The 25,393-nt window shown below is 56.8% G+C and carries 25 protein-coding genes; 17 read left to right on the top strand and 8 right to left on the bottom strand.

Annotated elements, in window-relative coordinates:
* The first annotated feature begins 68 nt into the window (after nt 1–68).
* The 7 genes from GS630_RS03310 to smpB all read left to right on the top strand — a co-directional run bounded on the left by GS630_RS03310 (nt 69) and on the right by smpB (nt 5,104).
* The gene (locus GS630_RS03310; RefSeq protein WP_171234750.1) at nt 69–716 is read left to right on the top strand and encodes a queuosine precursor transporter; all 648 of its coding nucleotides are present in this window, start codon (nt 69–71) and stop codon (nt 714–716) included.
* Between the two features lie 263 nt (nt 717–979).
* A complete protein-coding gene (arfB, locus tag GS630_RS03305; protein WP_171620255.1) occupies nt 980–1,399 on the top strand; it encodes an alternative ribosome rescue aminoacyl-tRNA hydrolase ArfB in 420 nt (139 codons plus the stop codon).
* 57 nt (nt 1,400–1,456) lie between these two features.
* Nucleotides 1,457–2,203 (top strand): SDR family oxidoreductase, encoded by a 747-nt coding sequence (locus tag GS630_RS03300; protein ID WP_171620253.1) that lies wholly within the window; start codon nt 1,457–1,459, stop codon nt 2,201–2,203.
* 81 nt (nt 2,204–2,284) lie between these two features.
* Nucleotides 2,285–3,301, top strand: a complete 1,017-nt coding sequence (locus GS630_RS03295; protein ID WP_171620251.1) for a P1 family peptidase — start codon at nt 2,285–2,287, stop codon at nt 3,299–3,301.
* 113 nt (nt 3,302–3,414) lie between these two features.
* Complete coding sequence (locus tag GS630_RS03290; RefSeq protein WP_171093120.1) at nt 3,415–3,828, top strand: cytochrome c family protein; 414 nt, start codon at nt 3,415–3,417, stop codon at nt 3,826–3,828.
* Between the two features lie 198 nt (nt 3,829–4,026).
* Nucleotides 4,027–4,569: an isopentenyl-diphosphate Delta-isomerase gene (gene idi, locus GS630_RS03285; protein WP_171234754.1), complete on the top strand. Its 543-nt coding sequence runs from the start codon at nt 4,027–4,029 to the stop codon at nt 4,567–4,569.
* Between the two features lie 58 nt (nt 4,570–4,627).
* Nucleotides 4,628–5,104: an SsrA-binding protein SmpB gene (gene smpB / locus GS630_RS03280; protein WP_171178347.1), complete on the top strand. Its 477-nt coding sequence runs from the start codon at nt 4,628–4,630 to the stop codon at nt 5,102–5,104.
* On the opposite strand, the gene glpK is transcribed toward smpB, so the two are convergent.
* The 3 genes from glpK to panB form a co-directional block, all read right to left on the bottom strand.
* Nucleotides 5,101–6,579 (bottom strand): glycerol kinase GlpK, encoded by a 1,479-nt coding sequence (gene glpK, locus GS630_RS03275; protein WP_171620249.1) that lies wholly within the window; start codon nt 6,577–6,579, stop codon nt 5,101–5,103. The genes smpB and glpK overlap by 4 nt on opposite strands.
* 69 nt (nt 6,580–6,648) lie before the next feature.
* Nucleotides 6,649–7,500, bottom strand: a complete 852-nt coding sequence (gene panC, locus GS630_RS03270) for a pantoate--beta-alanine ligase (protein ID WP_171178343.1) — start codon at nt 7,498–7,500, stop codon at nt 6,649–6,651.
* Entirely contained in the window at nt 7,497–8,336 is an 840-nt protein-coding gene (gene panB / locus GS630_RS03265) for a 3-methyl-2-oxobutanoate hydroxymethyltransferase (RefSeq protein WP_171237933.1), read from the bottom strand. Before panB ends, panC begins: the two co-directional genes overlap by 4 nt.
* A 170-nt stretch (nt 8,337–8,506) precedes the next feature.
* Between panB and GS630_RS03260 the strand changes: the two genes are divergently transcribed.
* The 6 genes from GS630_RS03260 (at nt 8,507) to GS630_RS03235 (ending at nt 16,008) form a co-directional block, all read left to right on the top strand.
* On the top strand, nt 8,507–9,994 hold the full coding sequence (locus GS630_RS03260; RefSeq protein ID WP_171178340.1) for an ABC transporter substrate-binding protein: 1,488 nt from the start codon (nt 8,507–8,509) through the stop codon (nt 9,992–9,994).
* A gap of 62 nt (nt 9,995–10,056) precedes the next feature.
* Nucleotides 10,057–11,127, top strand: a complete 1,071-nt coding sequence (locus tag GS630_RS03255; RefSeq protein WP_171620247.1) for a hypothetical protein — start codon at nt 10,057–10,059, stop codon at nt 11,125–11,127.
* Between the two features lie 40 nt (nt 11,128–11,167).
* Nucleotides 11,168–12,115, top strand: coding sequence for an ABC transporter permease (locus tag GS630_RS03250; RefSeq protein WP_171620245.1), 948 nt, complete (start codon nt 11,168–11,170; stop codon nt 12,113–12,115).
* Nucleotides 12,112–12,927 (top strand): ABC transporter permease, encoded by an 816-nt coding sequence (locus tag GS630_RS03245; RefSeq protein ID WP_171620243.1) that lies wholly within the window; start codon nt 12,112–12,114, stop codon nt 12,925–12,927. Before GS630_RS03250 ends, GS630_RS03245 begins: the two co-directional genes overlap by 4 nt.
* Nucleotides 12,924–14,522, top strand: a complete 1,599-nt coding sequence (locus GS630_RS03240; protein WP_171711864.1) for an ABC transporter ATP-binding protein — start codon at nt 12,924–12,926, stop codon at nt 14,520–14,522. The genes GS630_RS03245 and GS630_RS03240 overlap by 4 nt, the downstream gene beginning before the upstream one ends.
* A gap of 34 nt (nt 14,523–14,556) precedes the next feature.
* Nucleotides 14,557–16,008, top strand: a complete 1,452-nt coding sequence (locus tag GS630_RS03235; RefSeq protein WP_245222890.1) for an aldehyde dehydrogenase family protein — start codon at nt 14,557–14,559, stop codon at nt 16,006–16,008.
* Here the strand turns inward: GS630_RS03235 and pncB are convergent.
* Nucleotides 16,005–17,297: a nicotinate phosphoribosyltransferase gene (gene pncB / locus GS630_RS03230; protein WP_171178330.1), complete on the bottom strand. Its 1,293-nt coding sequence runs from the start codon at nt 17,295–17,297 to the stop codon at nt 16,005–16,007. The two genes, GS630_RS03235 and pncB, sit on opposite strands and share 4 nt — an antisense overlap.
* 164 nt (nt 17,298–17,461) lie before the next feature.
* On the opposite strand from pncB, the gene GS630_RS03225 reads away from it, so the two are divergent.
* Nucleotides 17,462–17,995 (top strand): hypothetical protein, encoded by a 534-nt coding sequence (locus GS630_RS03225; protein ID WP_171237935.1) that lies wholly within the window; start codon nt 17,462–17,464, stop codon nt 17,993–17,995.
* Here the strand turns inward: GS630_RS03225 and pncA are convergent.
* Nucleotides 17,992–18,585, bottom strand: coding sequence for a bifunctional nicotinamidase/pyrazinamidase (pncA, locus tag GS630_RS03220; protein ID WP_171620239.1), 594 nt, complete (start codon nt 18,583–18,585; stop codon nt 17,992–17,994). The genes GS630_RS03225 and pncA overlap by 4 nt on opposite strands.
* A gap of 96 nt (nt 18,586–18,681) precedes the next feature.
* On the opposite strand from pncA, the gene GS630_RS03215 reads away from it, so the two are divergent.
* Together GS630_RS03215 and GS630_RS03210 are read left to right on the top strand one after the other, a co-directional pair.
* Entirely contained in the window at nt 18,682–19,587 is a 906-nt protein-coding gene (locus GS630_RS03215; protein ID WP_171620237.1) for a rhodanese-related sulfurtransferase, read from the top strand.
* Between the two features lie 65 nt (nt 19,588–19,652).
* Entirely contained in the window at nt 19,653–20,165 is a 513-nt protein-coding gene (locus GS630_RS03210) for a potassium channel family protein (RefSeq protein WP_171620235.1), read from the top strand.
* A gap of 3 nt (nt 20,166–20,168) precedes the next feature.
* Here GS630_RS03210 and GS630_RS03205 read toward each other — a convergent pair whose 3' ends face one another.
* Nucleotides 20,169–20,498 (bottom strand): hypothetical protein, encoded by a 330-nt coding sequence (locus GS630_RS03205; protein WP_171178319.1) that lies wholly within the window; start codon nt 20,496–20,498, stop codon nt 20,169–20,171.
* A 186-nt stretch (nt 20,499–20,684) separates the two neighbouring features.
* Here GS630_RS03205 and betB point away from each other — a divergent pair, with 186 nt between their 5' ends.
* Entirely contained in the window at nt 20,685–22,139 is a 1,455-nt protein-coding gene (betB, locus tag GS630_RS03200) for a betaine-aldehyde dehydrogenase (protein ID WP_171620233.1), read from the top strand.
* Between the two features lie 225 nt (nt 22,140–22,364).
* Here the strand turns inward: betB and GS630_RS03195 are convergent, their stop codons facing one another.
* Together GS630_RS03195 and motA are read right to left on the bottom strand one after the other, a co-directional pair.
* Complete coding sequence (locus GS630_RS03195; protein WP_171620231.1) at nt 22,365–24,503, bottom strand: hypothetical protein; 2,139 nt, start codon at nt 24,501–24,503, stop codon at nt 22,365–22,367.
* A complete protein-coding gene (motA, locus tag GS630_RS03190; protein ID WP_171620229.1) occupies nt 24,500–25,369 on the bottom strand; it encodes a flagellar motor stator protein MotA in 870 nt (289 codons plus the stop codon). The genes GS630_RS03195 and motA overlap by 4 nt, the downstream gene beginning before the upstream one ends.
* Nucleotides 25,370–25,393 lie beyond the last annotated feature (24 nt).

Here is a 25,393-nt window from a genome sequence, read left to right as displayed (position 1 = left end):
CGCACGGCTTGCCTTGGGACGGTCCCTTGGCCAAGTCGCCGCTACCTTGTCAAAACGGGCATCAAAACATGCAACGCGCTTACATTCCCGGCATCATTGCCATGGCCGCCATTGTTGTGGCCTCAAACATCCTGGTCCAGTTTCTGATCCTTGACGGTCTGTTGACCTGGGGTGCTTTCACCTATCCGCTGGCTTTTCTGGTCACGGACATCATGAACCGCGTCTATGGCGTGGGACCAGCCCGCAAAGTCGTGTTCGCCGGGTTTGTCACCGGCATCATTTGTTCGCTGATCGGCAGCCAGATCATGCTGCAAGGCGACGGGTTTGAATACGCCGCCGTTCCACTGCGGATCGCAGTCGCCTCGGGCACAGCCTTCCTGATCGCGCAACTGACCGACGTCACAGTGTTCAACGCCATGCGCGGTGGCCGCTGGTGGCGCGCGCCTTTGGTATCGACACTGGTGGGCTCGGCGCTCGATACCGCCATCTTCTTCACTATCGCATTCTCGGCCTCTGTCACCTTCTTCGGAGCCAACGCCGACGCCGCAATCAACTGGGCGTGGGAGCCTGTGCCGTTCATGTTGTCCGGCCCAATGGCCCCGTTATGGGTGACGTTGGCTTTTGCGGACTGGTTGGTGAAGCTGTCGCTGGCGCTGATTGCTTTGATCCCGTTCAAAGTCATTGTTGCCCGGCTGACCGCCGTACAGGCTGCGTAAAAAAGTGCTTTGAGAATGGCGCATCTTGTGTCAGGCTCAAAGTTAACCGCAACAGATAGAAAAGGAGGTGATCCAGTGTCAAGAAAGAGATTGGAGAGAGGTGTCGGAACAACCGGGGGGAAAGCCTGCTAGGGCAGCCCTTGGCGGAGCGCTCGCTCCGGCTGGTCGATTGATCTAACCGACCCGACCTCCTGAACTTTCGAAGGGCCGTCCCAAAGGGGCGGCCCTTTCTGTTTCCATCCGTGCCCTGTAAGGTCCGGCCCATGTTGCGCATCTCCGACGATATCATCCTGCAAGACTGGGAAATGACCGAAAGCTTCGTACGCTCTTCCGGACCCGGTGGGCAGAACGTCAACAAAGTCTCGACCGCAGTTGAACTGCGGTTCGAAGCCGCGCGCTCTCCCTCTTTGCCGGATCCGGTCAAGAGCAGGCTGAAACGGTTGGCCGGGCGGCGCTGGACCAAAGAGGGCGCAATCATTATCCAATGTGAAGAAACCCGTTCTCAGGCGCGTAACCGTGAAATTGCCCGCGCACGGCTGGCCGAACTGATCACCCGCGCGCTGGTTAAACCCAAACGGCGCATCGCAACCAAGCCGACCTATGGGTCGGTCAAGCGCAGGTTGGCGGCCAAGAAGGCGCGCGGCGACGTTAAAGCACTGCGGGGCAAGGTCTCGGAAGAATGATCTGGCATCTTTTCGATGCGTTGTTACTCTGCCCCTGACAGGCAGGAGGATAACGCCATGAGGCTGGAGGGAAAAACCGCAATCGTAACCGGTGGCGCATCCGGGTTCGGCGCAGGGATCGTGCAAAAATTCCTCGAAGAAGGCGCGCGCGTCATGATTGCGGATATCAATGGCGAAGCGGCGCTGGATCTTGCAAATACCCTGGGTGAACAGGCAATCGGACACCATGTTGACGTTGCAGACGGCGCGTCGGTTCAAGCCATGGCAGATACCGCAAGGCGTCAGTTCGAAAATCTGGACATTCTGGTGAACAATGCAGGTGTCACGCATTTGCCGACCCCGCTCGAAGATGTCGCCGAAGACGATTTCGACCGAGTGTTCAATGTAAACATGAAATCGGTCTATCTGACCGCCCGCGCGTTTGTCCCGGCGATGAAAGCGCGCGGGGCGGGTGCGATCCTGAACGTGGCCTCAACGGCTGGGTTATCCCCGCGTCCCAACCTGAACTGGTACAACGCCTCAAAAGGCTGGATGATCACGGCAACCAAGACCATGGCTGTTGAACTCGCCCCGACCGGTGTACGTGTAAACGCGATCTGTCCTGTGGCCGGAGAAACACCGCTGCTGAAATCCTTCATGGGCGAAGACACGCCCGAGATGCGCGCCAAGTTCCTGTCGACAATTCCACTGGGCCGCTTTTCCACACCAGAAGACATGGCCAATGCCGCCTGTTTCCTCTGCTCGGACGAGGCCAGTATGATCACCGGTACAGCACTTGAGGTTGACGGTGGCCGCTGTATCTGATCCGTTCTTCATCTGGCCCAAAATACCTCCGCCGGAGGCAGCGCGCTTGCGCGCTTTTCGGCCTCAACCTTAAGGCCAAGCATGACCCCCGGACCCAAAAACCTGATCACCGATATCCCCGGCCTGATGGTCGGCAACGCGCAGGACGACACGCTGAAATCCGGCGCGACAGTCTTGACAGCGCAGGCTCCGTTTGTGGCTTCGGTCCACGTGATGGGCGGCGCGCCCGGAACGCGCGAAACCGAACTTCTTGCATCAGACAAAGCTGTGACACATGTGGATGCGATTGTGTTGTCTGGCGGCTCTGCCTTTGGCCTGGACGCCTGTTCCGGCGTCTCGGACGGACTACGCAAAATGGGACGAGGGTTTCCAGTAGGTGACGTTAATGTTCCCATTGTTCCCGGGGCGATCTTGTTTGACCTGCTCAACGGTGGTGACAAAAACTGGGAGGACAACCCCTATCGTGCCCTGGGTCGCACAGCGTTCGAGGTGGCTTCGGACCGCTTCGATCTCGGTTCAGTAGGTGCGGGAACCGGAGCTTTGGCTGCGATGCAAAAGGGCGGGCTGGGCTCTGCTTCGTTAATTCTGGACAGTGGCATCACTGTTGGCGCGCTGGTTGCAGCCAATCCGTTGGGCAGTGTGACCACACCGGGTGATCAACATTTCTGGGCGGCACCTTTTGAAATCGGCAACGAATTTGGCGGTTTAGGGCCTGATACCAATGCCGCTCTTGGTACTCCGCAAGCAAGCCTCAAGGCGCAGGCGATGAAATCTGCAGACCCGGCTAAGACAAATACGACCATTGCCATCGTCGCAACCGATGCAGCCTTGACCAAGCCCCAATGTCAGAGGATGGCCGTTGCCGCCCATGACGGCATTGCGCGTGCGATTGTGCCCGCCCACACACCGGGCGACGGCGATCTGGTTTTTGCCGCCAGCACCGGTGTTCGACCCTTATCAACCGAAGCTGAACTGGGGCGCATCGGTCATGCAGGTTCGGTTTGTCTGGCGCGGGCTATTGCGCGGGCGGTGTACCTGGCGACTCCGGCAGCGGGCGACCTTTTGCCGTGCTGGTCCGAGGTACATGACATAAGTTAAGGACATCCCTTTTGTCGCAGTGGCACAGTAAGCCCGCGCGGCAATCTGCGCGTTGACTCTTTTTTGCGCCGAAGGTCCATTCGGTGCAGCCATTTTGTATCGGAGCACAAGCTATGAATCGCATCCTCGCTACCGCAATTGTCGGCCTTCTGGCACTGCCCGCCTATGCTGAAGGCGATGCCGAAGCCGGCAAGAAAGCCTTCAACAAATGCAAGTCCTGCCACCTGATCGCTGACCCGGAAGGTGAAGTGATTGTCAAAGGCGGTAAGACTGGGCCCAACCTGTATGGAATCGCGGGCCGCACGGCTGGGACATATGAAGGCTTCAAATACGGTGACAGCATCGTTGCCGCAGGGGAAAAAGGCCTGGTTTGGGACGAGACGACCTTTGTCGAATACTCGCAAGATCCCAAAGCATTCCTGAAATCTTATCTGGATGACACTGCTGCCAAGTCGAAAATGACCTTCAAGCTGAAAAAAGGTGCTGAAGACGTCTATGCCTATATCGTCAGCGTTTCAGGCGAATAAGCCTTAACGCACGGTGCTAAAGCACATGGACTAAAGGCCGCAGCCCCTGCGGCCTTTGGTGCGATTGATACCCAAGTGAATAGAAGCCACTTTGGTACTGACGGGAGATGTCAAATCGCGTCGTACAGCCAGCCTGTTCAGATGGCAGCTAAATTCAAACCAGCGCCGGGCAGACGGATTGGCAACGGGAGAGGACAGATGGGAATTATGATCCCGGCCTGGGTCGATGGCCAATTGACCCCTGTGGACAAGCTCGAAGCGCACGAAAAAGGGCTCAAGCACAAGGCTGTGTCCGTGTTTGTTGTTCGCGGAACGGAAATTCTGCTGCAACGTCGCGCAATGGGCAAATACCACACGCCCGGCCTTTGGGCGAACACCTGCTGCACGCATCCGGATTGGGATGAAAGCTCGTCAACCTGTGCCGTGCGACGTCTGCGCGAAGAACTTGGGATAACGGGTCTTTATCCAGAATACCGGCACCGTCTGGAGTACCATGCAGATGTGGGCAACAACATGGTCGAGAACGAAGTTGTCGACGTCTTTCTGGCCCATGTTCGCGGCCCACTGAAAATCGAGCCTAACCCGGACGAAGTCATGGACATTCGCTGGATCGATTATCACGATCTTCTGGCCGAAGTGGCCCGCCATCCGGATCGTTTCACGCCATGGCTCAAGATCTATCTGCACAAATATGCTGACACGATTTTTGGCCCTGATCTGATCATTTCTGCCAAATCGTGACGCAGTTGGGAAAACCCTGCCTTGCAAGGTCGGCGCAAGCCGCCTAAATCAACGCGTCATGGCCAAACAGAAGACAGACCCGAATTATAAGATAATCGCCGAAAACCGGCGCGCTCGCTTCGATTACGCGATCGAAGAGGATATCGAGTGCGGTATCGTCCTGGAAGGGTCCGAGGTCAAATCCCTGCGCGCAGGCGGGTCGAACATCGCCGAAAGCTACGCTTCGGTCGATGATGGAGAACTGTGGCTGATCAACAGCTACATCGCGCCCTACGAACAGGCCAAAGTGTTTAAGCACGAAGAACGCCGACGCCGCAAGCTGCTGGTGTCACGCAAGGAATTGTCGAACCTGTGGAATGCGACCCAGCGCAAAGGAATGACGCTGGTGCCGCTGGTTCTGTACTTCAACCACAAGGGCCGGGCCAAGCTGAAGATCGGGATCGCCAAGGGCAAGAAGATTCACGACAAGCGGGAAACTCAGGCCAAGCGGGATTGGTCACGTCAGAAACAGCGCTTGTTGAAAGACCACAGCTAGAACGCCATTGCGGCCTGTACGGCACGTTGCCAGCGGCCGTAAGTTGCGTCGCGTTCGTCTTGCACTTGCGTCGGTTCAAAGCGACGGTCCAGCGCCCATGTTTCGGCAAAACCGGCCTGATCCGGAAAAATTCCGGCTTTCATCCCGGCCAGCCATGCAGCACCCAGCGCAGTTGTTTCCTGCATCACCGGACGGTCCACTGGTGCGCCCAGGCAGTTGGACAAACCTTGCATGGTCCAGTCAGAAGCGCTCATCCCGCCATCGACACGCAGAGTCACGTTGGTTTCGGCACCCCAGTCGCCTTGCATTGCATGCCACAAATCTCGTGTTTGAAAGGCAATGCTTTCCAGCGTGGCGCGAGCGATCTCGGCCCGACCCGAGTTGCGGGTCAGACCAAACATCGCACCACGGCAATCGGGTTTCCAATAGGGTGCACCCAGCCCAGTGAAGGCAGGCACCAGAATTACGTGTTGGTTCGGGTCCGCCCGCGTTGCTAGATCCCCGCTTTGAGGGGCCGACTCGATGATCTGTAGCGCGTCACGCAACCACTGCACCGCCGCCCCCGCGATAAAGATCGACCCTTCCAGCGCATAGGTGCGCTGACCGTCCAACTGATAGGCAATTGTCGTCAGCAGGCGATTTTTCGATTCAACTGGCTGTGCACCCGTGTTCAGAAGCGCAAAGCAGCCCGTGCCATAGGTCGATTTCATCATGCCGGGTTGGAAACATGCCTGCCCGATGGTGGCGGCTTGCTGGTCACCCGCAACGCCCAGAATGGGTATTTCGCCACCGAACTCCGCAGTGGAGCCAAAGTCCGAGGCGCAATCCCGCACTTCGGGCAAAAGGTTCAGCGGCACATCCAGCAGATCGCAGATCTCGGTACTCCATGTGCCTTTATGAATGTCAAACAACAGGGTGCGCGCGGCGTTGGTGGCGTCGGTGGCATGAACACGGCCCTGGGTCAGCCGCCAGATCAGGAAACTGTCGACCGTGCCGAACAGCAAATCCCCGGCTTCGGCCTTGTCGCGGGCGCCAGAGACGTTATCCAGCAACCATTTGACCTTCGTCCCCGAGAAATAGGGGTCCAGCAACAAGCCGGTTTGGGCCGTGACGTCATCCTCGCATCCGGCTTGTTTGTAGCGGGCGCAGATGTCGGCGGTGCGGCGGTCCTGCCAGACGATGGCGTTGTGGATCGCTTTGCCGGTGTGTTTGTCCCAGATGACGGTCGTCTCACGCTGGTTGGTGATCCCGATCCCGACAATCTGATTGGCGGAAATGCCGGTGGTCTCCATCACCTCGCGGCACACATGCAAAACGCTGGACCAGATATCCTCGGGGTCATGTTCAACCCAACCTTCCTGTGGGAAGTGCTGGGGAAACTCTTGTTGTGCGGTGCCTACCGGCTGCATTTGTGCGTCAAAAAGAATGGCGCGCGAAGATGTCGTGCCCTGATCGATTGCCAGAATATAGGTCATGTCCGCTCTCCCCCGGTCTCGTTTCGCGGGACTTTAGCGCAAACAACGGCGTAGGGGCCAGAGCAGAAATCAGGCTGAATCGACCGGGATATTGTCAATCAGACGGACGCCATCCGCCCATGCAGTGACGAACAGGCGGGCTGGCCTGTTGGCATTGGGCAGGCTTTCCAGCGTCTCGGCGCAGCGGAGATCAATGTATTCAACCTCGGAAAATCCGGCGGCCAGCAAGCGCGCTTTGGCATCTTGCGCCAAGGTTGCGAAATCACCGCCCTCCGCCAGGTTTTGGGCGACTTGTCGCATGACCTTGTGCATATGTTCCGCGATCTTCAACCCGTCAGATGAGAGCAGAAGGTTACGGGAAGACATTGCCAACCCTGAGGGTTCGCGCACGGTCGGGCAGCCAAAAACCTCAACGGGGATGTCCAAATCGCGCGCCATGCGGCGGACAACTAAAAGCTGCTGGTAGTCTTTTTCCCCGAAATAGGCTCGATCCGCTTGGGTTTGCAGAAACAGCTTGGCGACAACCGTGGCCACGCCCTCAAAGTGCCCCGGTCGGAAGGGGCCTTCCATCATGTCGGTCAGGCCAGAGACAGAAACCGTGGTGGAAAAGCCTTCAGGATAGACTTCCTGCGGGTCCGGCACATAGATCGCGTCCACCTCGTAGGGAGCCAGTTTTTTGGCGTCTTCATGTTCAGTGCGGGGGTAATTTGCCAGATCCTCGGGTTTGTTGAACTGCTTGGGGTTCACAAAGATCGTCACGATGACCCGGTCGCAGCCTTCTTTCGCGGCCTGTGCCAGCGATAAATGCCCCTCGTGCAGCGCACCCATGGTGGGAACCACGCCGATCATTTCGTCATCGCGGTGCCATTCGGTGGTTTTGGCGCGCAGTTCGGCCAGAGACCGCAAAATCGGTGCTGTCATGCCTTAGGTCCTTTGGTCGGAGCCTGGTCGGAAAAGACATGTTCGTCTGCCGGGAAGGTCCTTGCACGCACGTCGGCGGCGTATTCTGCTATGGCAGCTTCGGCCAGTGGGCCGAGCTCGGCATAGCGTTTGACGAACTTGGGTTTGAAGGCGGTGAAAAAGCCAACCATGTCGTCCACGACCAGAATTTGCCCGTCACATCCAGCCGAGGCACCGATGCCGATGGTCGGAATCGCAACCTCTTCGGTGATTTGGTCGGCCAACTTTTGTGGAACTTTCTCTAGAACGACTGAAAACGCACCAGCCGAGGCCACGGCATGGGCATCGGCCATGACTGCTTCTGCCTGTCCGTCACGGCCCTGTACCTTGTAGCCACCCAGCGTGTTGATCGATTGCGGGGTCAGACCGATATGGGCCATCACCGGAATACCACGCTTGACCAGAAATCGGATGGTTTCTGCCATTTCAACACCACCTTCCAGCTTCACGGCCCCAGCACCTGTTTCTGCCATAAGGCGCGCGGCATTGCGGAAGGCATCGGCTGGAGAATGCTCATAGCTGCCAAAGGGCATGTCTATGACCATCATGGCCTTGTCCAGACCGCGCGCGACGGCCTGCCCATGCAGGATCATCATCTCCATCGTGACGCCAAGGGTAGATTCCAGGCCGTGCAGCACCATGCCAACGCTGTCACCCACCAGAACAAAGTCGCAATGCGCATCCATCAGACGTGCCATGGGCGTGGTATAGGCGGTCAGCGAGACCAGAGGCGCGCCACCTTTTCGGGCGCGAATATCCTCGGCATTCGGGGCTTTCTTGCGGGCGGTGGCGCTCATGTGTCGCTCCTGCAGGTATTATGTTGCAGTGCGGCATAGCAGACCGGATAGGTCCAAAGAAACCCCGGTTGCGCGAACATTCCCTTGATTGACCTCAGGTTTACAGGAAAACTGTTGATAAAACGGCCCTGAAATCAAGGGCACAACCAGTTTCAGTAGGGAGAGTTCACATGACAAAATTCATGTTCAGGACGTTTGCGTCGACCCTGGCGGTGGGCGTTGGTCTGCTTGCCACGCAGGCTTTTGCCAAATCGGACATCACCATCGCGATGCAGCTTGAACCCCCGCATCTGGACCCCACCAGCGCGGCGGCGCAGGCCATTGACTCGGTGGTCTATACAAACATTTTCGAAGGACTGACCCGGTTCATGGGCGATGGCTCGGTCGTGCCCGGCCTAGCTGAAAGCTGGGAGATTTCTGACGATGGTATGGTTTATACCTTCAGACTGCGCGATGGTGTGACCTTCCATGACGGCACAACTATGGACGCCGAGGACGTCAAGTTCACCCTTGATCGCGCCACCGCCGAAGACAGCGCGAACGCCCAGAAGGCATTGTTTGCTGGGATTGAAAGCGTTGAGGTTGTCGATCCGCTGACTGTCAAAGTCACTCTTTCGGAACCGAACGGAAATTTCCTGTTCAACCTGGCTTGGGGGGATGCGGTCATTGTCGCGCCCGACAGCATCGAAAACATCAAGACCAACCCAGTTGGCACCGGGGCATACACCTTTGGCAACTGGGTTCAGGGCGACAGCATCACGCTGAACCGCAACCGCGACTATTGGGGCGATCAGCCCACGTTAGAGACTGCTACATTCAAGTTTATCTCGGATCCAACCGCCGCTTTTGCGGCCATGATGGCCGAGGATGTGGACGTATTTGACAACTTCCCTGCGCCGGAAAACCTGCCGCAATTCGACGCCGATCCGCGCTTTCAGGTTCTGGTTGGTACAACCGAGGGTGAGACGATCCTGTCCACCAACAACAAACAGCCGCCGTTTGACGACATTCTTGTCCGGCAGGCCATGGCTCATGCCATCGACCGGCAGGCGATTATCGATGGTGCGATGTTCGGCTATGGCACGCCGATTGGAACCCATTTTGCACCGCATCATCCGGCCTATGTCGATTTGACTGGTGAGTCTGCCTATGACCCGGAACAGGCAAAGGCGCTGCTTGCCGAGGCCGGTTTTGAGAATGGGTTCGAAACTACGCTTCACCTGCCGCCGCCGTCTTATGCACGCCGGGGCGGTGAGATCGTTGCCGCGCAACTGGCCGAGGTCGGCATTACAGCCGAGATCATCAATGTCGAATGGGCGCAATGGCTGGAATCGGTGTTCCGGGGCAAGGATTTTGGCCTGACGATTGTCAGCCACACCGAACCCATGGATATCGGAATTTATGCGCGGCCAGATTATTACTTTCAGTATGAAAGCACTGATTTTCAGGCGCTGATGGATACTTTGAACGCCACCACTGATCCCGATGAACGCACACGACTGCTGGGTGAGGCCCAGCGTCTGATCTCCACCGATTATGTAAACGGCTATCTGTTCCAATTGGCCAAGCTGGGCGTCGCAAAGGCCGGTGTGCAAGGATTGTGGGCAAACGCACCCACTGCGGCGATCGACCTGACACAGATCAGTTGGTCTGAATAAGATTTCTACCGGGGCTGTCTGGCGCGGCCCCGGTGTTACGCTCTTTTCGGGTGTCTCTTGTTATGTTCGTGTTTCGTGGTTTTTACCTTCTTTTGCTAGCCATTGGCCTTGTGTCGAATGCGCCGAACATGGCCGCGGCGCAAAACGTGTTGGGTGGGCGGTTGGACGCCTTGACCGGCACACCGGAGAACCCGCTTGAGGTGGGCATAGGCATCCGCATCGACCAGATCACCAGCGTCGACCAAAAGGCGGAAAACTATGGCGCTGTCGTGGTTTTACGGGTCGAATGGACGGATCCCGCGATGGCTTTTGATCAAGCCGAGATCGGGCGCGAGATCCGAGTATTCAGCCCGCCGGATCTGGCGGATCATGCCGCCGACATCGGCACCGTTTTGCCCGCCTTCGTCATCCACAACCAGCAGTCCAACAAGTGGATACACGAATCTGCGGCGTCCCTGCGGTACGACGGGCGCGTGGTTTACGTTGAGAAATCATCGCTGACATTACAGGCACCGCATTTTGATTTCCGCAAATACCCGTTCGACACGCAGGAGTTTCACTTCGAGGTCGTATCAATCTTTCCCTCTGACTACGTGAAATACCGCCCGCTCGAGGACTATTCGGGACTTGGCGATTTGTTGGGCGAAGAAGAGTGGATTTTGGACAATGCACGTCTGGAAGCAACCAAGGTCACAGGTCTGTCCGGCAGGGAAAGCGATCAGGTCGCGCTTGTCTTCGAAGGCAACCGGCACCTGACCTACTACGTCATTAGGGTATTCTTGCCGATGCTGGTTCTGATTTCGGTCGGCTGGGCGCTGTTCTTCCTTGATGAATACCGCCGCAGGATCGAGATTGCGGGCGGCAATCTGCTGGTCTTTGTTGCATTCAACTGGGCGATCTCGGCAGATTTGCCTAAGCTGGGCTATCTGACCTTTCTGGATTTTGTTCTGCAATGCATGTTCCTGATGACCGGGGCCTTGATTGTGTTCAATGTGGCGTTGCGGAAACTCAAAGTGTCCGGGAAAGAAGGCGCAGCGCGGACGCTGGACAATTACGCGATCAAGTGGATCTATCCTTTGGGCTATGCCGCAATCGTGGCCTACGCGGTTTTCGCCTACCTTCTGGTGCCTTAGATGCTGGACCCGTGACTGATGTGACCCTAACGTGGTACCAATGCTCCGCTATGCCCTTAAACGCTTGATTTCGCTATTGATCAGCCTAGCCGTCGCCTCGGTCGTCATCTTTGCGGTGATCGAGGTCGCGCCGGGCGATCCGGCGTCGTTCATGCTGGGCGTGAACGCGCAAGAGGATACGCTGGCAGCGTTGCGGGCTGAGCTGGGCCTGAACGGGTCAAAAGTGCACCGGTATCTCAACTGGGTCGGCGGAATGCTGGTGGGGGATTTTGGCACGTCCTACACGTACCGCACGCCGGTGTCCCAGATGATCGCAGACCGGCTATGGGTATCGCTGCCGCTGGCACTTTACGCGCTGACACTGTCAACTTTGATCGCGTTTCCCGCCGGGATCTACGCCGCCGCCCGCCGGGGCAAGCCGGGGGATCTGGCGGTAATGGGCGCCACTCAGTTGGGCATTGCCGTGCCCAATTTCTGGTTTGCGATGATGCTTGTGCTGATCTTCGCCATCAACCTGCGCTGGTTCAACGCGGGCGGGTTTGTCGGTTGGGGCAACGGCGTATGGGCCGGATTGCATTCGCTGACCCTGCCCGCAATCGCACTGGCCTTGCCACAGGCGGCTATCCTCGCTCGCGTTATGCGGTCAGCCTTGCTGGATATTTTGGGTGAGGACTTTATGCGCACTGCCCGGGCCAAGGGATTGTCCCGCCGTCAGGCGCTTTGGCGGCACGGCGTGCGAAATGCGCTGATCCCGGTGCTGACCATCATCGGCCTGCAGTTCTCCTTTCTGCTGGCCGGGTCGATCATCATCGAACAGGTATTCTACCTGCCTGGCCTTGGTCGTTTGGTGTTTCAGGCCATCTCGGCCCGTGATCTCATCGTGGTTGAATCGGTGGTCATGTTGCTGGTCTTTGCCGTGATCACAGTGAATTTTCTGGTCGATCTGGCTTATGCCGCCGTCGATCCGAGGCTGAGGAGCAGGACATGAGCCGCAACCTGTTTCTGGGCACTTTTTTGTCTTCACTAGTGGTTTTAGCCGCGCTGATTTCGTTTGTCTGGACCCCCTATGATTATTCAGCACTGAGCATTCCAGAGAAGCTACAGCCCCCAAATGTGGAGCACTGGTTCGGTACGGATCACTTCGGGCGCGACATGTTTTCGATGATCATGGTCGGTGCGCGCACGTCCATTGCGGTGGCTTTGGTGGCTGTGGGGATCGGTATGGCGCTGGGCGTCCCCCTTGGCCTCACAGCCGCGGCCCGCAAAGGATCGTGGTTGGATGAGGTCATCATGCGCGGCAACGATCTGGTTTTTGCCTTCCCCTCGCTAGTGATCGCCATCCTCATCACCGCCGTGTTTGGAGCCGGAGCGATCAACGCCATTATTGCCATCGGCATTTTCAACATCCCCGTTTTTGCCCGTATCACCCGAGGTGCGGCCCTATCGCTGTGGGAGCGCGAGTTCATCCTTGCCGCTCGCGTGTCGGGAAAAGGGGCAGCGCGGATATCGGTCGAGCATATCCTGCCCAATGTCGCCAACTTGCTGATCGTGCAGGGCACCATCCAATTCAGCCTAGGTATTTTGGCTGAGGCCGGTCTGTCCTACGTCGGACTGGGGGCGCAGCCGCCCACGCCAAGTTGGGGCAGAATGCTGGCTGATGCGCAGACAATGGTCAGTTTTGCCCCGCATTTGGCTCTGATTCCAGGCGTGGCGATCATCGTCACCGTCTTGGGCCTGAACCTGTTGGGCGACGGGTTGCGGGATTGGCTGGATCCACGGATCAGGGTGGCGCGGGCATGAGTTTGTTGCGCATCAAGGACCTGTCACTGTCGATCCATGGGACATCGATCCTGAAACAGATCGACCTGTCCATCGATCACGGTCAGATCGTCGCCGTGACGGGTGAGAGCGGTTCGGGTAAATCCATGACGGCCTTGGCAGTGATGCAGTTGCTTCCGAACGGTGCAGAGGTAGACGGCACGGTCCAACTGGAGGGCGAAGATCTGCTGATCCGGTCCGAGGCCGAGATGTGTGCATTGCGCGGCGCATCCATCGGGATGGTGTTTCAGGAGCCGATGACAGCGCTCAACCCCGTTAAAACCATTGGCGATCAGGTGATGGAAACGATCCTGATCCATAAGGCGATGCCTCTGGCTCAGGCTAGAGCAAGGGCAGAAGAGGTTCTGACCCGCGTCGGTTTGCCTGCCGATCGGTTCCCGTTGTCCCGCTATCCGCATGAGCTGTCTGGTGGGCAACGACAGCGTGTGGTGATCGCCATGGCCATTGCCTTGCGCCCCAAGCTGTTGATCGCGGACGAGCCGACAACGGCGCTGGATGTCACCACGCAGGCGCAGATCCTCGATTTGCTCAAGGGACTGGTGCGCGAATATGACATGGGTCTGTTGATGATCACCCATGATTTGGCTGTGGTCGCAGACATGGCTGACCAAATTACCGTCATGCGTCACGGGGAAGTGGTCGAAAGCGGCGCGACAAGTTACCTGCTACACAACATGCAGCATCCCTACACCCGGATGCTGTTTGAGGCATCCGGTCATCAGGTCACGCTGCCGAAACCGCCGCAGCCGCAGCCGTTACTGGAGGTGAGCCAGGTCGTGCGTGAGTATCGCCTGCCCCGTAAGGGCTTGTTTGACAGGCCGCGTCATCATCGGGCTGTGGATGGTGTAAGCTTTACCCTCAACCGAGGAGAACGTTTGGGGCTTGTGGGCGAGTCTGGCTGCGGAAAATCGACCCTAACACGGGCTATTTTGGGGTTGGAAGAGGTGCAATCGGGCCAGATTCGACTGGACGCGCAGCCTGTGTTCACAGGTCACAAACCCAACCTTGCGGTGCGCCGGAAGATGCAGGTGGTTTTCCAAGACCCCTTTGGCAGTTTCAACCCGCGCCACCGCGTGGCGCGTCTGATCACCGAACCCTTCCATCTGCTAGATACTCCGCCGACCGGATCGGACCGTCAGGATCGGATCGCTGAGATGCTGACAGCGGTCGGCCTCAGCCCGGATGACTCTGGTAAGTACATTCACGAATTCTCGGGCGGGCAGCGTCAGCGGATTGCCATCGCGCGGGCGCTGATCATCCGACCTGAATTGATCCTGTTTGACGAAGCTGTCTCGGCGTTGGACGTGTCGGTCCGAGCGCAAATCCTTGATCTGTTGGCCGAGCTTTGCGAAGCGTATGACCTGACTTATCTGTTCATCAGTCATGACCTGAGCGTTGTGCGCACCGTCACCGACCGAGTGTTGGTAATGCGGTCCGGTCAGATCGTTGAACAGGGCGAGACCGATAAGGTCTTTGAGGCACCACAACACCCCTACACACAAACTCTGATTGCAGCCGCACCCCGATTGCCAGAGATTGAGATGATATCGGCCTAATAACTGCTGATTAGAGCCTGAAATGGAGGCGAAATTGATCCAGAAGATATGGTTCGACCCCACGCTTTGTCTGATCGAGGGACGATGGAAACCTGCAGCCTCGGGTGGCACCCTGCCGCTCATCAACCCCTCGGACGGGACCGAAATCTGCCGGATCGCACGTGGTTCCGAACCAGATATCGACGCCGCAGTTCAAGCGGCTCAAACCGCCTTGCAGTGGGATTGGGGGCGTAAAACAGCGCTGGAGCGGGGGCGCATTCTAACGAGGCTGGGTCAGCTGGTGCTGGAGCGGGCCGACGATCTGGCGCAGCTTGAAGCTATGGATGTGGGTAAACCGCTGACGCAGGCGCGGGCTGACGCTGTCGCGCTGGCCAGATATTGCGAGTTCTATGGGGGTGCTGCGGACAAGGTGATGGGAGAGACCATCCCCTATCTTGATGGCTACACCGTTTATACACTGCGAGAACCGCATGGGGTGACGGGCCATATCGTGCCGTGGAACTACCCGATGCAGATCATTGGGCGTTCGGTTGGGGCGGCGCTAGCTATGGGCAATGCTTGCGTTCTGAAACCTGCAGAGGAAGCTTGTTTAACGGCACTGGCTTTTGCTCATCTGGCGCAACAGGCCGGTTTGCCAGCCGGCGCGTTAAACGTCGTGCCCGGTCTTGGATCCGAGGCAGGCGCGGCGCTGTCAGCACATCCGGGGGTGAACCATATTTCGTTCACCGGTTCGGTGGCCACGGGAGCCCTGGTGCAACAGGCAGCTGGCCGCAATGTGGTGCCTGTAACGCTGGAATTGGGCGGAAAATCCCCGCAACTGGTCTTTGACGATGCGGATCTGGATGCGGCGCTGCCGTTTTTGGTGAACGCGGGTATACAGAATGCAGGGCAAACCTGTTCGGCCTCGTCGCGTATTCTGGTGCAACGTGGGGTGTATGATCAGGTCAAGTCCCGCATGTCTGAGGCGTATGAACAACTGACCGTCGGGCCCGCAATTCAGGATATGCGTGTCGGGCCTTTGATCTCGGACCGGCAGAAACAGATCGTTAGCGGTTTTCTGGATAAAGGCGCGGATCTGACCATTGCCGCGCAGGGTCGTATCGTCCGTGAGGCACCTGAAACAGGTGCTTATGTCCGGCCCACCTTGTTTGCAGATGTATCGCCCGATCACGTGCTGGCCCGGGATGAGATTTTTGGCCCGGTTCAGGTTCTGATCCCGTTTGACACCGAAGAACAGGCTCTGACAATCGCAAACAGTACGGAATACGGCCTTGTCGCCAGCATCTGGACGCGCGACGGGGCACGCCAGATGCGGTTGGCGAAGGCGCTGCATTCAGGGCAGGTTTTTATCAACAACTACGGCGCTGGGGGCGGAGTTGAGTTGCCCTTTGGCGGTGTTGGGAAATCCGGCCACGGTCGTGAGAAGGGGTTCGAGGCCCTTTATGGGTTTTCACAGCTGAAGACGGTCGCAGCCTATCATGGCTAGACCACGACTTCGATCGCTTGTTGCGCACCCACTCCGAAAACGCGTTTGTAGCGCTCGATCTGATCTTTCGGTCCCATCGCCTTTTCCGGGTTGTCTGACAGTTTTACCGTCGGGCGCCCGTTGGCGGATACCGCTTTGCAGACCAATGAGAACGGTGCCAGCGCGTCATTGGGAACAAGTCCGCGAAAATCGTTGGTCAGCAAAGTGCCCCAGCCAAAGGAAATATTGGCGCGGCCAGCGAATTGTGCGTGCAGCTCCTGAATTTTTTCGACGTCCAGACCATCCGAGAAAATAATACGCTTTTGCGTCGGATCTTCACCGCGTGACTTCCACCACGCGATGGCGACTTCTGCCCCTGCCGCTGGATCCCCGCTGTCAATACGAATACCGGTCCACCCGGCCAGCCAATCGGGCGCATTGTCCAAAAAGCCTTTGGTGCCGTAAGTGTCGGGCAGAATGATGCGCAGGTTGCCGTCATGTTCGTCGTGCCAGTCGCTAAGGACGTCGTACGGCGCTTGGGCCAGTTCGGCGTCGGTGTCTGCCAACGCTGAATACACCATCGGCAATTCATGTGCGTTGGTGCCGATGGCCTCAACCTCGCGCCGCATGGCGATCAGACAGTTCGATGTGCCGGTAAAAGACGCGCCCAAGCCTTCGATCATCGCTTGCACGCACCAATCCTGCCATAGAAAGGAATGGCGCCGTCGCGTTCCAAAATCGGCGATGGTTAAACCTTCGACCGAACTCAGCCGTTCGATCTTTTCCCACACGCGCGTCATCGCGCGGGCATAGAGCACCTGCAATGCGAACCGTCGCATATCGTTGAGAACGGCGCGCGATCGCAGCTCCATCAACACCGCCAGCGCAGGGATTTCCCACAGCATGACCTCGTGCCATTTGCCTTCGAAGGTCAGCTCATACTGATCGCCTTTGCGCTCCAGATGATAGGGAGGAAGGCGCATGTTCTCGAACCATTCCATGAAATCGGAACGAAACATCTGACGTTTGCCATAGAACATATTGCCCCGCAGCCAGGTGCTTTCGCCCCGGCTCAGGCTGAGTGATCGGATGTGATCCAGCTGTTCCCGCAACTCTCCTTCGTCGATCAATTTCGCCAAAGGTACGTGATTCGACCGGTTAATCAGCGAAAACACGACGTTTGTTTGGGGCTTATTGCGAAACACTGACTGGCACATCAGCAGTTTGTAGAAATCTGTGTCGATCAAAGATCGTACAATTGGGTCAATCTGCCATTTGTGATTGTATACTCGGGTCGCGATGTCGACCATGGGGAACTCCTGCGATTTCCGTAGTTAGATCAATCGACAACGGGAATGGCAAGAGTCGCTGATTTGGTGACAATGCCAGTTTGACGTCACAATGCCGGCATATTGTGCATTGTTTTAACCGGTTAGTGAGAAGAGGGGATGGAAATACGGAACTGAGTTTGTGAATGGGTCTCGAGTACGATTTTGATATTGTTAACGTAGCACCGGATGATTTTGACCCCGAAATGCCGGGGGCTCAGAAGGGTGGGGTACGTCAAGTGCATGCGGTTTTCCGCGACATCAGAACTGCGGACGCTTTGCGGGGTACGTCTCCGAAAATCCGCAAGATGTTTCTGGATGCTGGTTTCAGCCTCGAGTCGCGCAACAGCGGCATCGTGCCTGGTGTTTTCCCGGCAGAAGATCAAACGGATCGGGTGCGGGTTCTCAGGTCACTTTTTGCCAACATTAAGACCGGTGGGCTCCGTGGGGAATATTGCGGCGAGTTCGACCTGATGGATTTCCTGAACTACGTGCGCACGGCGCAACCCATGGCTGGGATTGTTCGCGCGCGTCAGCCACGCACACCGCCGCCACAGAAACTCGCAGAGTCCAGCCCGAAGCGCCGGACTGTGCCCAGTCGCATCGGCTTGGCTTTGGGTTTGGCGGTTGTTTTGTTTGTGCTTATCAAGCTGCTGGCCGCAGCCGGGGGGGCGCCTTAGCCCAAGGTAACTCCTGCGTCGCGCATGGCGCGTTCCGCTGCCGCAAGTGAGCCATCCATATCAATTGCACGGCACGCATCCATTTGAACAGTGACATCGAACCCTAATTGTGCGGCATCCACGGCCGAATAGTGGACGCAGAAATCGGTTGCCAAACCAACCAGGGTCAAGCGGTTGACACCCCGGGTTTCCAAATACCCTTTTAAGCCCGTGGGTGTCTTGTGGTCGTTTTCAAAAAATGCCGAATAACTGTCTATCGCGCGCCGAAACCCTTTCCGCAGGATCAGATCGCCATCGACACGGAGATCAGGGTGAAATGCGGCCCCTTGCGATCCTTGAACGCAGTGATCGGGCCAAAGCACCTGAGGACCATAGGGCATGTCGATCAGATCGAACGGGTTTTTAGTATCATGTGAGCTGGCGAAAGAAGAATGCCCCGCCGGATGCCAATCTTGCGTCAGGATCACGGCGTCGAAATCGTCCATCATTGCATTGATCGGGGCGACGATTTCGTCCCCTCGGGCCACTGCCAGCGCTCCGCCGGGGCAGAAATCGTTCTGAACATCGATGACGAGCAGTGCATGGGTCATTGCGGCCTCCTTTGATTATCCTATCGGTAGGGATCACAGTACGAGGCGTCAATGCACTCCCTTGCGACTTTGGGTTTGCAAAGGTAAATCGCGCCTATGTACACAATCGCCGCTTTGTACCACTTTACCCGTTTCCCGGATCCCGCTGCGCTGCGTGATCCGCTGCTGAATCTGTGCCGAGAGCAATCTGTCACCGGCACTTTGCTGCTGGCGCAAGAAGGGATCAACGGCACCATCGCAGGTCCACGCGCCGGTATTGATGCGGTACTGGCGCATATCCGCGCTTTGCCAGGTTGCGCAGAACTCGAATGGAAAGAGGCGACCTCGGATCATCCGCCATTTGGCAAGATGAAGGTGCGACTGAAGAAAGAGATCGTGACCATGGGGCAGCCGGATGTCGACCCGCGCGCCCGCGTTGGCAACTATGTTGAGCCGCAAGAATGGAACGACCTTATCCGCTCGGACGATGTTGTGGTGATTGATACGCGCAACGACTACGAAGTGGCGATTGGCACGTTTAAAGGCGCAATAGACCCTGAAACAGCCAGTTTTCGCGATTTTCCAGCGTGGTGGGCAGAAAACAAAGACCGCTTTCACAACAAACGCGTCGCCATGTTCTGCACCGGCGGTATCCGCTGCGAAAAGTCCACCAACTACTTGTTGGGGCAAGGGGTTGAGGATGTCTATCACCTTAAAGGGGGAATCCTGCGGTATCTGGAAGAGACGCCTGCTGAAGACAGTACCTGGCAGGGTGAGTGTTTTGTGTTCGACAATCGCGTATCCGTCGGTCACGGCCTTGTTGAAGGGCCGCACATGCTTTGCCACGGTTGCCGCCGACCGATCTTGCCTGAGGACATGAAACGCCCGGAATACGAACATGGTGTTTCTTGCCACCAGTGCATCGATGAGACGTCCGAGGCAGATAAAATGCGCTTTCGCGAGCGGCAAAAGCAGATCCTGCTGGCGCGTGAACGGGGTGAGGCGCATTTACGGCAGGATTGAATTCGGGTTGCAGGCCATTGCTTTAGGTCAGATGATCACCTGGAAATCAGCTTGAAGGGGCACTCATGCGCCGCAAACCCACAACACTGGAAGAGTGGAAGTCGACCTTTCTGGCGGCGTTGGGTTTGGTTCTGGCAAGCTTTCTCGCCTGGTATGGCCTTTCTCGACTGAGCGAAACGACCGCAGGTGACACGATCGGCACAATCGCTTCGGTTGGTCTGTTGATCTGGCTGGTGTCGCAGTCCTGGTACTACATGACCCAAGTGAAATCACCGCGAAGGCTTTTGTTCCTGATGGGGGTGTCTTTCATACAGGTGGTCCCGTTCCTGTTTGCTGCTGTATATGGCGCGTTTGGATACAACGATCATTGTGTCGTCGGTGCAAAAGGTCCAGGTGATATTCTGTATTTTTCGTATGTGACTTTTACGACGGTTGGATATGGCGACATGTCCCCAACCGGCCTGTGTCGCGGGCTTGCCGTGTCCGAAGCTGTGACAGGATACATCTTGCTGGGCATGTTTGTTGCAGCGGCAGTCGCGCTTTATGCGCGCAATCACAGTCATGAAGGCCCTAAGTAGGGTCTATTTGTTGTGATCGATCCAGCGCGACATCATCTTCTTGTCGCGAAAACACTCAGAAGGGATCGGGCGGCGCTTGCTGCGTGAAATCCGCTCGGCGAAGGCAACTTGCTTGCCTGTTGGGTAATTGTCGAATTGCGACGTGCTGCGCGGTTTGTGCGTTGAAATCCAATCCGAAAGCAGCTTTCGGTCACGTTGTGCCTCGACCGGTATCTCCAATGCTGACTTTTCGGCAATTGCGCGGGCATAGCGCATCTGCCGGTCTGTCACCGGAAGCAAATGGTAGTCGTTGCTGGGCCCGTTCAGGGCAGGTTGACGTGCGTGCTGGGCCATCGGTTTATCCTCTGACTATGTAGAACATAAATAGAACATTAACCAAAAATTTCAAGGTTTGGGGGTAAAGTCGGCACGTTCCCGCCGCTGGAATGAGTTTATTGACTGATCAATCAATAATCTTTAGGGCCGAATTCAACGAACCAATTGTCCCGTTCAGACGGGTGCAAGAGAAGAGGACACGGTATGAAGTTTCAGCCCCAAGCCAGCCATTTCATTGATGGCGCGTATGTCGAAGATACAGATGGTGCCGCCATCGACGTGATCTACCCGGCCACTGGCGAGGTGATCGCGCGATTGCATTCGGCAACTCCGGCGATTGTTGAACAGGCTCTGAACAGTGCCAAAAGTGCGCAAGCGGCCTGGGCGGCTATGTCGGGAACCGAGCGGGGTCGGGTTTTGCGCCGCGCCGCTGACATCATGCGCAAACGCAACTATGATCTGTCGGTCCTGGAAACCCATGACACCGGGAAGCCCATTCAGGAAACCACTGTTGCAGACGCCACTTCGGGCGCGGATGCGCTGGAATACTTTGGTGGATTGGCTGGCAGTCTGACCGGCGAACATATTCCTCTGGGCGGGGGTGATTTTGTCTATACGATCCGCGAGGCTTTGGGCGTTTGCGTCGGGATTGGGGCATGGAACTATCCAACTCAGATCGCGTGCTGGAAGGGGGCTCCGGCGTTGGCCTGCGGCAACACGATGGTGTTCAAGCCTTCGGAGACCACGCCCCTCTCGGCGTTGAAAGTGGCAGAAATCCTCATCGAGGCCGGTGCGCCAAAAGGCGTTTACAACGTGATTCAGGGGTACGGGGATGTAGGTGCTGCACTGGTAACCGACGCGCGTGTGGCCAAAGTCTCGCTGACCGGCTCTGTTCCAACGGGCCGCAGGGTCTATGCTGCTGCAGCCGAAGGCATGAAACATGTCACCATGGAATTGGGTGGCAAATCTCCGATGATCGTGTTTGACGACGCGGATGTCGAAAACGCGGTTTCAGGCGCAATTTTGGGCAACTTCTATTCGTCAGGTCAGGTCTGCTCCAACGGCACCCGCGTGTTTGTGCAAAAGGGTATCAAAGAAGCTTTCCTTAAACGCCTGTCCGAACGTCTGGCCAACGCCAAAATCGGCGACCCGATGGACGAGGATGTCAGCTTTGGCCCGATGGTCAGCGAAAATCAGATGAAAATCGCGCTGGGCTATATCGAAAAAGGCAAGTCCGAGGGTGCGCGTTTGGTCTATGGTGGAGCGCGGCTTGATGGCGACGGGTTCTACATGCAACCCACGGTCTTTGCCGACGTGACCGACGATATGACCATCGCGCGCGAAGAAATCTTTGGCCCGGTCATGTCGGTGCTGGATTTTGACACCGAAGCCGAGGTCATGGCCCGCGCCAACGATACTGAATTTGGTCTGGCCGCCGGTGTCTTCACCAGCGATCTGACACGCGCCCACCGCGTGGTGGCCGGGTTCGAAGCGGGCACCTGTTATATCAACACCTATAACCTTGCCCCGGTCGAAGCCCCGTTTGGCGGATCGAAGATGTCAGGCGTGGGGCGCGAAAACTCGAAACTGGCAATCAACCACTTCAGCGAGATGAAAACCGTCTATGTCTCGATGAACGATGTCGAGGCACCCTACTGAATAGTCGGCGTTACGCCTGTTGCGCCTAATCTGTCCCTGTTCCTGGCACCAAGCCCTAGGAACGGGGCATCATTTGAGAAAACGCTTTTCAATTCTTCGCGCCGACCAGATGTTGATGGCGTTTGCGTCGCAAGCCAATCCGAGAGCCGCTATCGCAATACTGACCCCAAAACGCAGTTTTCTCATGTTGGCACTGGATTGTCTGAAGAGCAGCAGGCGCACTTGTCATTTTAAATTGACCGCATTCAGCATCTCAATGATGCGTTCGCGTGTCGTTTCACTGTTCTCAAGCAGACCCTCTGCGTCCATTAGGGGTTTTTCCAACTGTCGTGCCGGGGTGTCCAACAGGGCTTGCGTTGTCTGGTTCAGGACCGCGTATTTCCCACCCTGTGGATCAACGGTATCGTCCGGCAGCCCTGCCAGCCAGTATAAGCGGTTTGCTGCCTCGCCTTGCCCCAAATCTTTCATGATCTCAGCTGCTGCTGCAAAGTCACTAATTCTGCCCAGGGCCTGTGCACGCAAGGCGCGGGCTTCGTCCGATTTGTCTTCGTCCAACTCCATCAGAGCCTTGTGCGGACGTCCCGACAGAAGGGCCGCTTTGGCCCGCACGCGCGCTCTTTCTGTCTTGTGCGTTTGATCTTCTGCTCGGTTTGTCAGGTCAATGGCTTGATCCGCAAAACCAAGCGCCGCCAGCCGATCACCAACGGCGATTGCACTGTCCGTTGACAGGGCTGGGGTCTTGCTCATCTGCATTACGTGGAACGCTTGGCGTAAAAAGGTTACGTTGTCGGACCGCTCTGACAGTAGGTGAAAATGTCGATTGAACGCGCGGGTTCTGTCCTGCCCGTTTGGCAAGTTCAGGATGATGTCGAATGCTGGCTCGAAATCCTGGCTCAGGCTCAAGGCGATCGCGTGCGTGCGTGCCATCATTGGGCCCAGGTTCGAGCGTCGGTATTCGACCGCAAAAGACGCCGCCAGTTCCAGTTCTTTCGAAGTGACTGCGCTGCGTTCGCCCCAGCGCTTTTCGACCAAACGGGCCAACGCCACCGGAGCATTTGTCGTGGCGTTGGGTGATGAAACAACCTCCGTCAACAACTCCTCTTCGCGCACGTCGTTCCCCTCTGCCGCAGCAACTATGGCCTTGGCATGTGCGGTACTTGCCGAAGTGCTTTGTTCGATACGGTCGACCGAGCGTATCACTCTGCGGGCGGCCTCCAACTGTTGTGCGTTGACGAGAATTTCGGACAGACGTTTTCCGAATTGGCGGCGCAAGTGGTTCGGCAAACTACCATAAGCTTGCTCGATCGCCTCAACATCCGCGTCAGGTGCCAGAGTGCCTTCGGACAATACTGCCCAAAGCGCGGCGTCACTGTCGCAACGCTGCAATCCACTGAAAGGATGGGGGGGCTTAATTGGTTTGTCGTCTACGAGCTGAGCGACAAACTCGATGCGGTCCAGTTCTTCAGATGGTGCTTCAGACAGCGCCAAAGCAGCCAGTGCTTCGGCCCCAAAGCCGTTGAACGCATACAGCTTTGCCAGTCTGAGAGCCTTGTTTTCATCAATACGGTCAAACTCCTTAAATAGACCCGTACGCAAAGCAGACACTTGCGCAGAAAAGGGTTCATCCCCAGACCAGTGTGCGAAGCCAAGCTCGGACGTCGTGATGCAGGCTCGTTTGTTATCTAACTTCTGAAACTCGGCATTCAGAACATTCTGCAAATCGTCCAGCACCGAAGTCAGTCGAATATTGCCGGACAAACCCGTTGGCAGGCGCGCTGCGTCGGGTGGGGCAGAGCTGCGAGGACCAACTGGGGTTAGGTTCAAACCCAGCAATCTGCGGTCGGCCCCTTGCAGAAAACGCGTGGACAATTGGTCCTTCAACCCGTGTTCAAGAAGCGGCAGGTCCAATGCTGCCAACTGCGCGTCTTTATACGATTCAGACGTGGCCTTTTTGGCCGTCCGCTTCACTGGGGGGGGGATGTCAACCAGCAGCGGGGGCAGAAATGCGCCCGGTGCAATATCAAGAACAATCATAGAATCCCGGTACAGGAAAGCCGAGGCTGCGCACGCGCACCCGAACTCCAATTCCAATGCCCCACCGGGTTCAGGTTGTGAGATTGACGCAAGGCGATTGGTCGTCAAGCGGCTGAACACTGCGCTTGTCTGAAAGGTCGCGGCATCCAATGCCAGCCTTAAGCGAGCACCGTTTTTACGCTGTTCCAGTGTCCATCCTGTGTTTGGTGGTACATTGAAAACCAAACGCGTATAGCCATCATGCTCACCTGATCGCACCGTCACATTTTGTGCGGATGCCGAAGTGGCCATCATGATCAGGGCCGCAAACAGGATTCCGAACTTTTTCATGCTGCGGCCTGCTTGAGCTCTTTCAGAGCCTCTTCAAGCTCGGAGAAGCCGGGGCGGTTGTGAGTGGGTGTGTTCTGGCGCCCAACCTCAATACACATCGCGGCATTGTGGTTGTGCAGGTTTGCAACCAGAACCTCTTTGATCAATTGGTAGAAGTGATTGTCTTCTTCGACAACGGATTTCAGCTTGCCTGAAAAGGGTCCCACCAGACCATACGCCAGGAAAACCCCCAAGAACGTGCCCACCAGAGCGCCGCCGATCAGTTTGCCCAGAACCTCGGGTGGTTGGTCGATCGAGCCCATCGTTTTGATCACCCCCAAAACAGCCGCTACGATCCCTAGCGCAGGCAGGCCATCCGCCACTGTTTGCAACGCATGGCTTGAGTGCATTGCGTGATGAAAATTCGCCTCCATCCGCTTTTCCAGCACTTCTTCAACCTGGTGCGGATCATCATAGTTCATCGCGGCGGAACGCATAGTGTCACAGATCAGATCGACCGCCTCCTTGTCGGCTTGAATCTTGGGATAAGTGGAAAACAAGCTTGAGTTTTCAGGGTCTTCGATATGTTGCTCGACCTCAACCGGATTAGCACGGGCAATGCGGATCAGTGAAAACAGAAGGCAAAGAAGGTCACGATAGTCCTCGGGTTTCCATTTCGGTCCCTTGAAAACCTTCCCCATGTCTTTGATCGTGTGTTTTACACCGCCCATGTCATTGCTGATCAAAAAGGCACCAACGGCGGCGCCGCCGATCATCATCATTTCAAACGGAAGCGATTTCAGAATGATGGTCATCTTGCCGCCAGCAGCAAGATAGCCGCCGAAAACCATCACGAAAATGACAACAATTCCAACAATTCCAATCATTTGAGATCTCCGGCTTAGTGATGC

Source organism: Ruegeria sp. HKCCD7303 (genome assembly GCF_013111185.1).
GTDB lineage: Bacteria > Pseudomonadota > Alphaproteobacteria > Rhodobacterales > Rhodobacteraceae > Ruegeria.
The sequence above is the reverse complement of the archived record's forward strand: the minus strand, read 5'-3'. Positions and strand labels throughout refer to the sequence as shown.

What these genes read in the sequence shown, in the direction of transcription:
- panB (WP_171237933.1), bottom strand. Translation starts at nt 8,336, where the DNA reads ATGAGCGCCACCGCCCGCAAGAAAGCCCCGAATGCCGAGGATATTCGC.
- arfB (WP_171620255.1), top strand. Translation starts at nt 980, where the DNA reads ATGTTGCGCATCTCCGACGATATCATCCTGCAAGACTGGGAAATGACC.
- pncB (WP_171178330.1), bottom strand. Translation starts at nt 17,297, where the DNA reads ATGGTCGACATCGCGACCCGAGTATACAATCACAAATGGCAGATTGAC.
- GS630_RS03295 (WP_171620251.1), top strand. Translation starts at nt 2,285, where the DNA reads ATGACCCCCGGACCCAAAAACCTGATCACCGATATCCCCGGCCTGATG.
- panC (WP_171178343.1), bottom strand. Translation starts at nt 7,500, where the DNA reads ATGACAGCACCGATTTTGCGGTCTCTGGCCGAACTGCGCGCCAAAACC.
- GS630_RS03250 (WP_171620245.1), top strand. Translation starts at nt 11,168, where the DNA reads ATGCTCCGCTATGCCCTTAAACGCTTGATTTCGCTATTGATCAGCCTA.
- GS630_RS03310 (WP_171234750.1), top strand. Translation starts at nt 69, where the DNA reads ATGCAACGCGCTTACATTCCCGGCATCATTGCCATGGCCGCCATTGTT.
- glpK (WP_171620249.1), bottom strand. Translation starts at nt 6,579, where the DNA reads ATGACCTATATTCTGGCAATCGATCAGGGCACGACATCTTCGCGCGCC.
- GS630_RS03205 (WP_171178319.1), bottom strand. Translation starts at nt 20,498, where the DNA reads ATGGCCCAGCACGCACGTCAACCTGCCCTGAACGGGCCCAGCAACGAC.
- GS630_RS03260 (WP_171178340.1), top strand. Translation starts at nt 8,507, where the DNA reads ATGACAAAATTCATGTTCAGGACGTTTGCGTCGACCCTGGCGGTGGGC.
- GS630_RS03245 (WP_171620243.1), top strand. Translation starts at nt 12,112, where the DNA reads ATGAGCCGCAACCTGTTTCTGGGCACTTTTTTGTCTTCACTAGTGGTT.
- GS630_RS03240 (WP_171711864.1), top strand. Translation starts at nt 12,924, where the DNA reads ATGAGTTTGTTGCGCATCAAGGACCTGTCACTGTCGATCCATGGGACA.
- GS630_RS03290 (WP_171093120.1), top strand. Translation starts at nt 3,415, where the DNA reads ATGAATCGCATCCTCGCTACCGCAATTGTCGGCCTTCTGGCACTGCCC.
- smpB (WP_171178347.1), top strand. Translation starts at nt 4,628, where the DNA reads ATGGCCAAACAGAAGACAGACCCGAATTATAAGATAATCGCCGAAAAC.
- GS630_RS03300 (WP_171620253.1), top strand. Translation starts at nt 1,457, where the DNA reads ATGAGGCTGGAGGGAAAAACCGCAATCGTAACCGGTGGCGCATCCGGG.
- pncA (WP_171620239.1), bottom strand. Translation starts at nt 18,585, where the DNA reads ATGACCCATGCACTGCTCGTCATCGATGTTCAGAACGATTTCTGCCCC.
- GS630_RS03210 (WP_171620235.1), top strand. Translation starts at nt 19,653, where the DNA reads ATGCGCCGCAAACCCACAACACTGGAAGAGTGGAAGTCGACCTTTCTG.
- GS630_RS03195 (WP_171620231.1), bottom strand. Translation starts at nt 24,503, where the DNA reads ATGAAAAAGTTCGGAATCCTGTTTGCGGCCCTGATCATGATGGCCACT.
- GS630_RS03215 (WP_171620237.1), top strand. Translation starts at nt 18,682, where the DNA reads ATGTACACAATCGCCGCTTTGTACCACTTTACCCGTTTCCCGGATCCC.
- motA (WP_171620229.1), bottom strand. Translation starts at nt 25,369, where the DNA reads ATGATTGGAATTGTTGGAATTGTTGTCATTTTCGTGATGGTTTTCGGC.
- idi (WP_171234754.1), top strand. Translation starts at nt 4,027, where the DNA reads ATGGGAATTATGATCCCGGCCTGGGTCGATGGCCAATTGACCCCTGTG.
- GS630_RS03255 (WP_171620247.1), top strand. Translation starts at nt 10,057, where the DNA reads ATGTTCGTGTTTCGTGGTTTTTACCTTCTTTTGCTAGCCATTGGCCTT.
- betB (WP_171620233.1), top strand. Translation starts at nt 20,685, where the DNA reads ATGAAGTTTCAGCCCCAAGCCAGCCATTTCATTGATGGCGCGTATGTC.
- GS630_RS03225 (WP_171237935.1), top strand. Translation starts at nt 17,462, where the DNA reads ATGGGTCTCGAGTACGATTTTGATATTGTTAACGTAGCACCGGATGAT.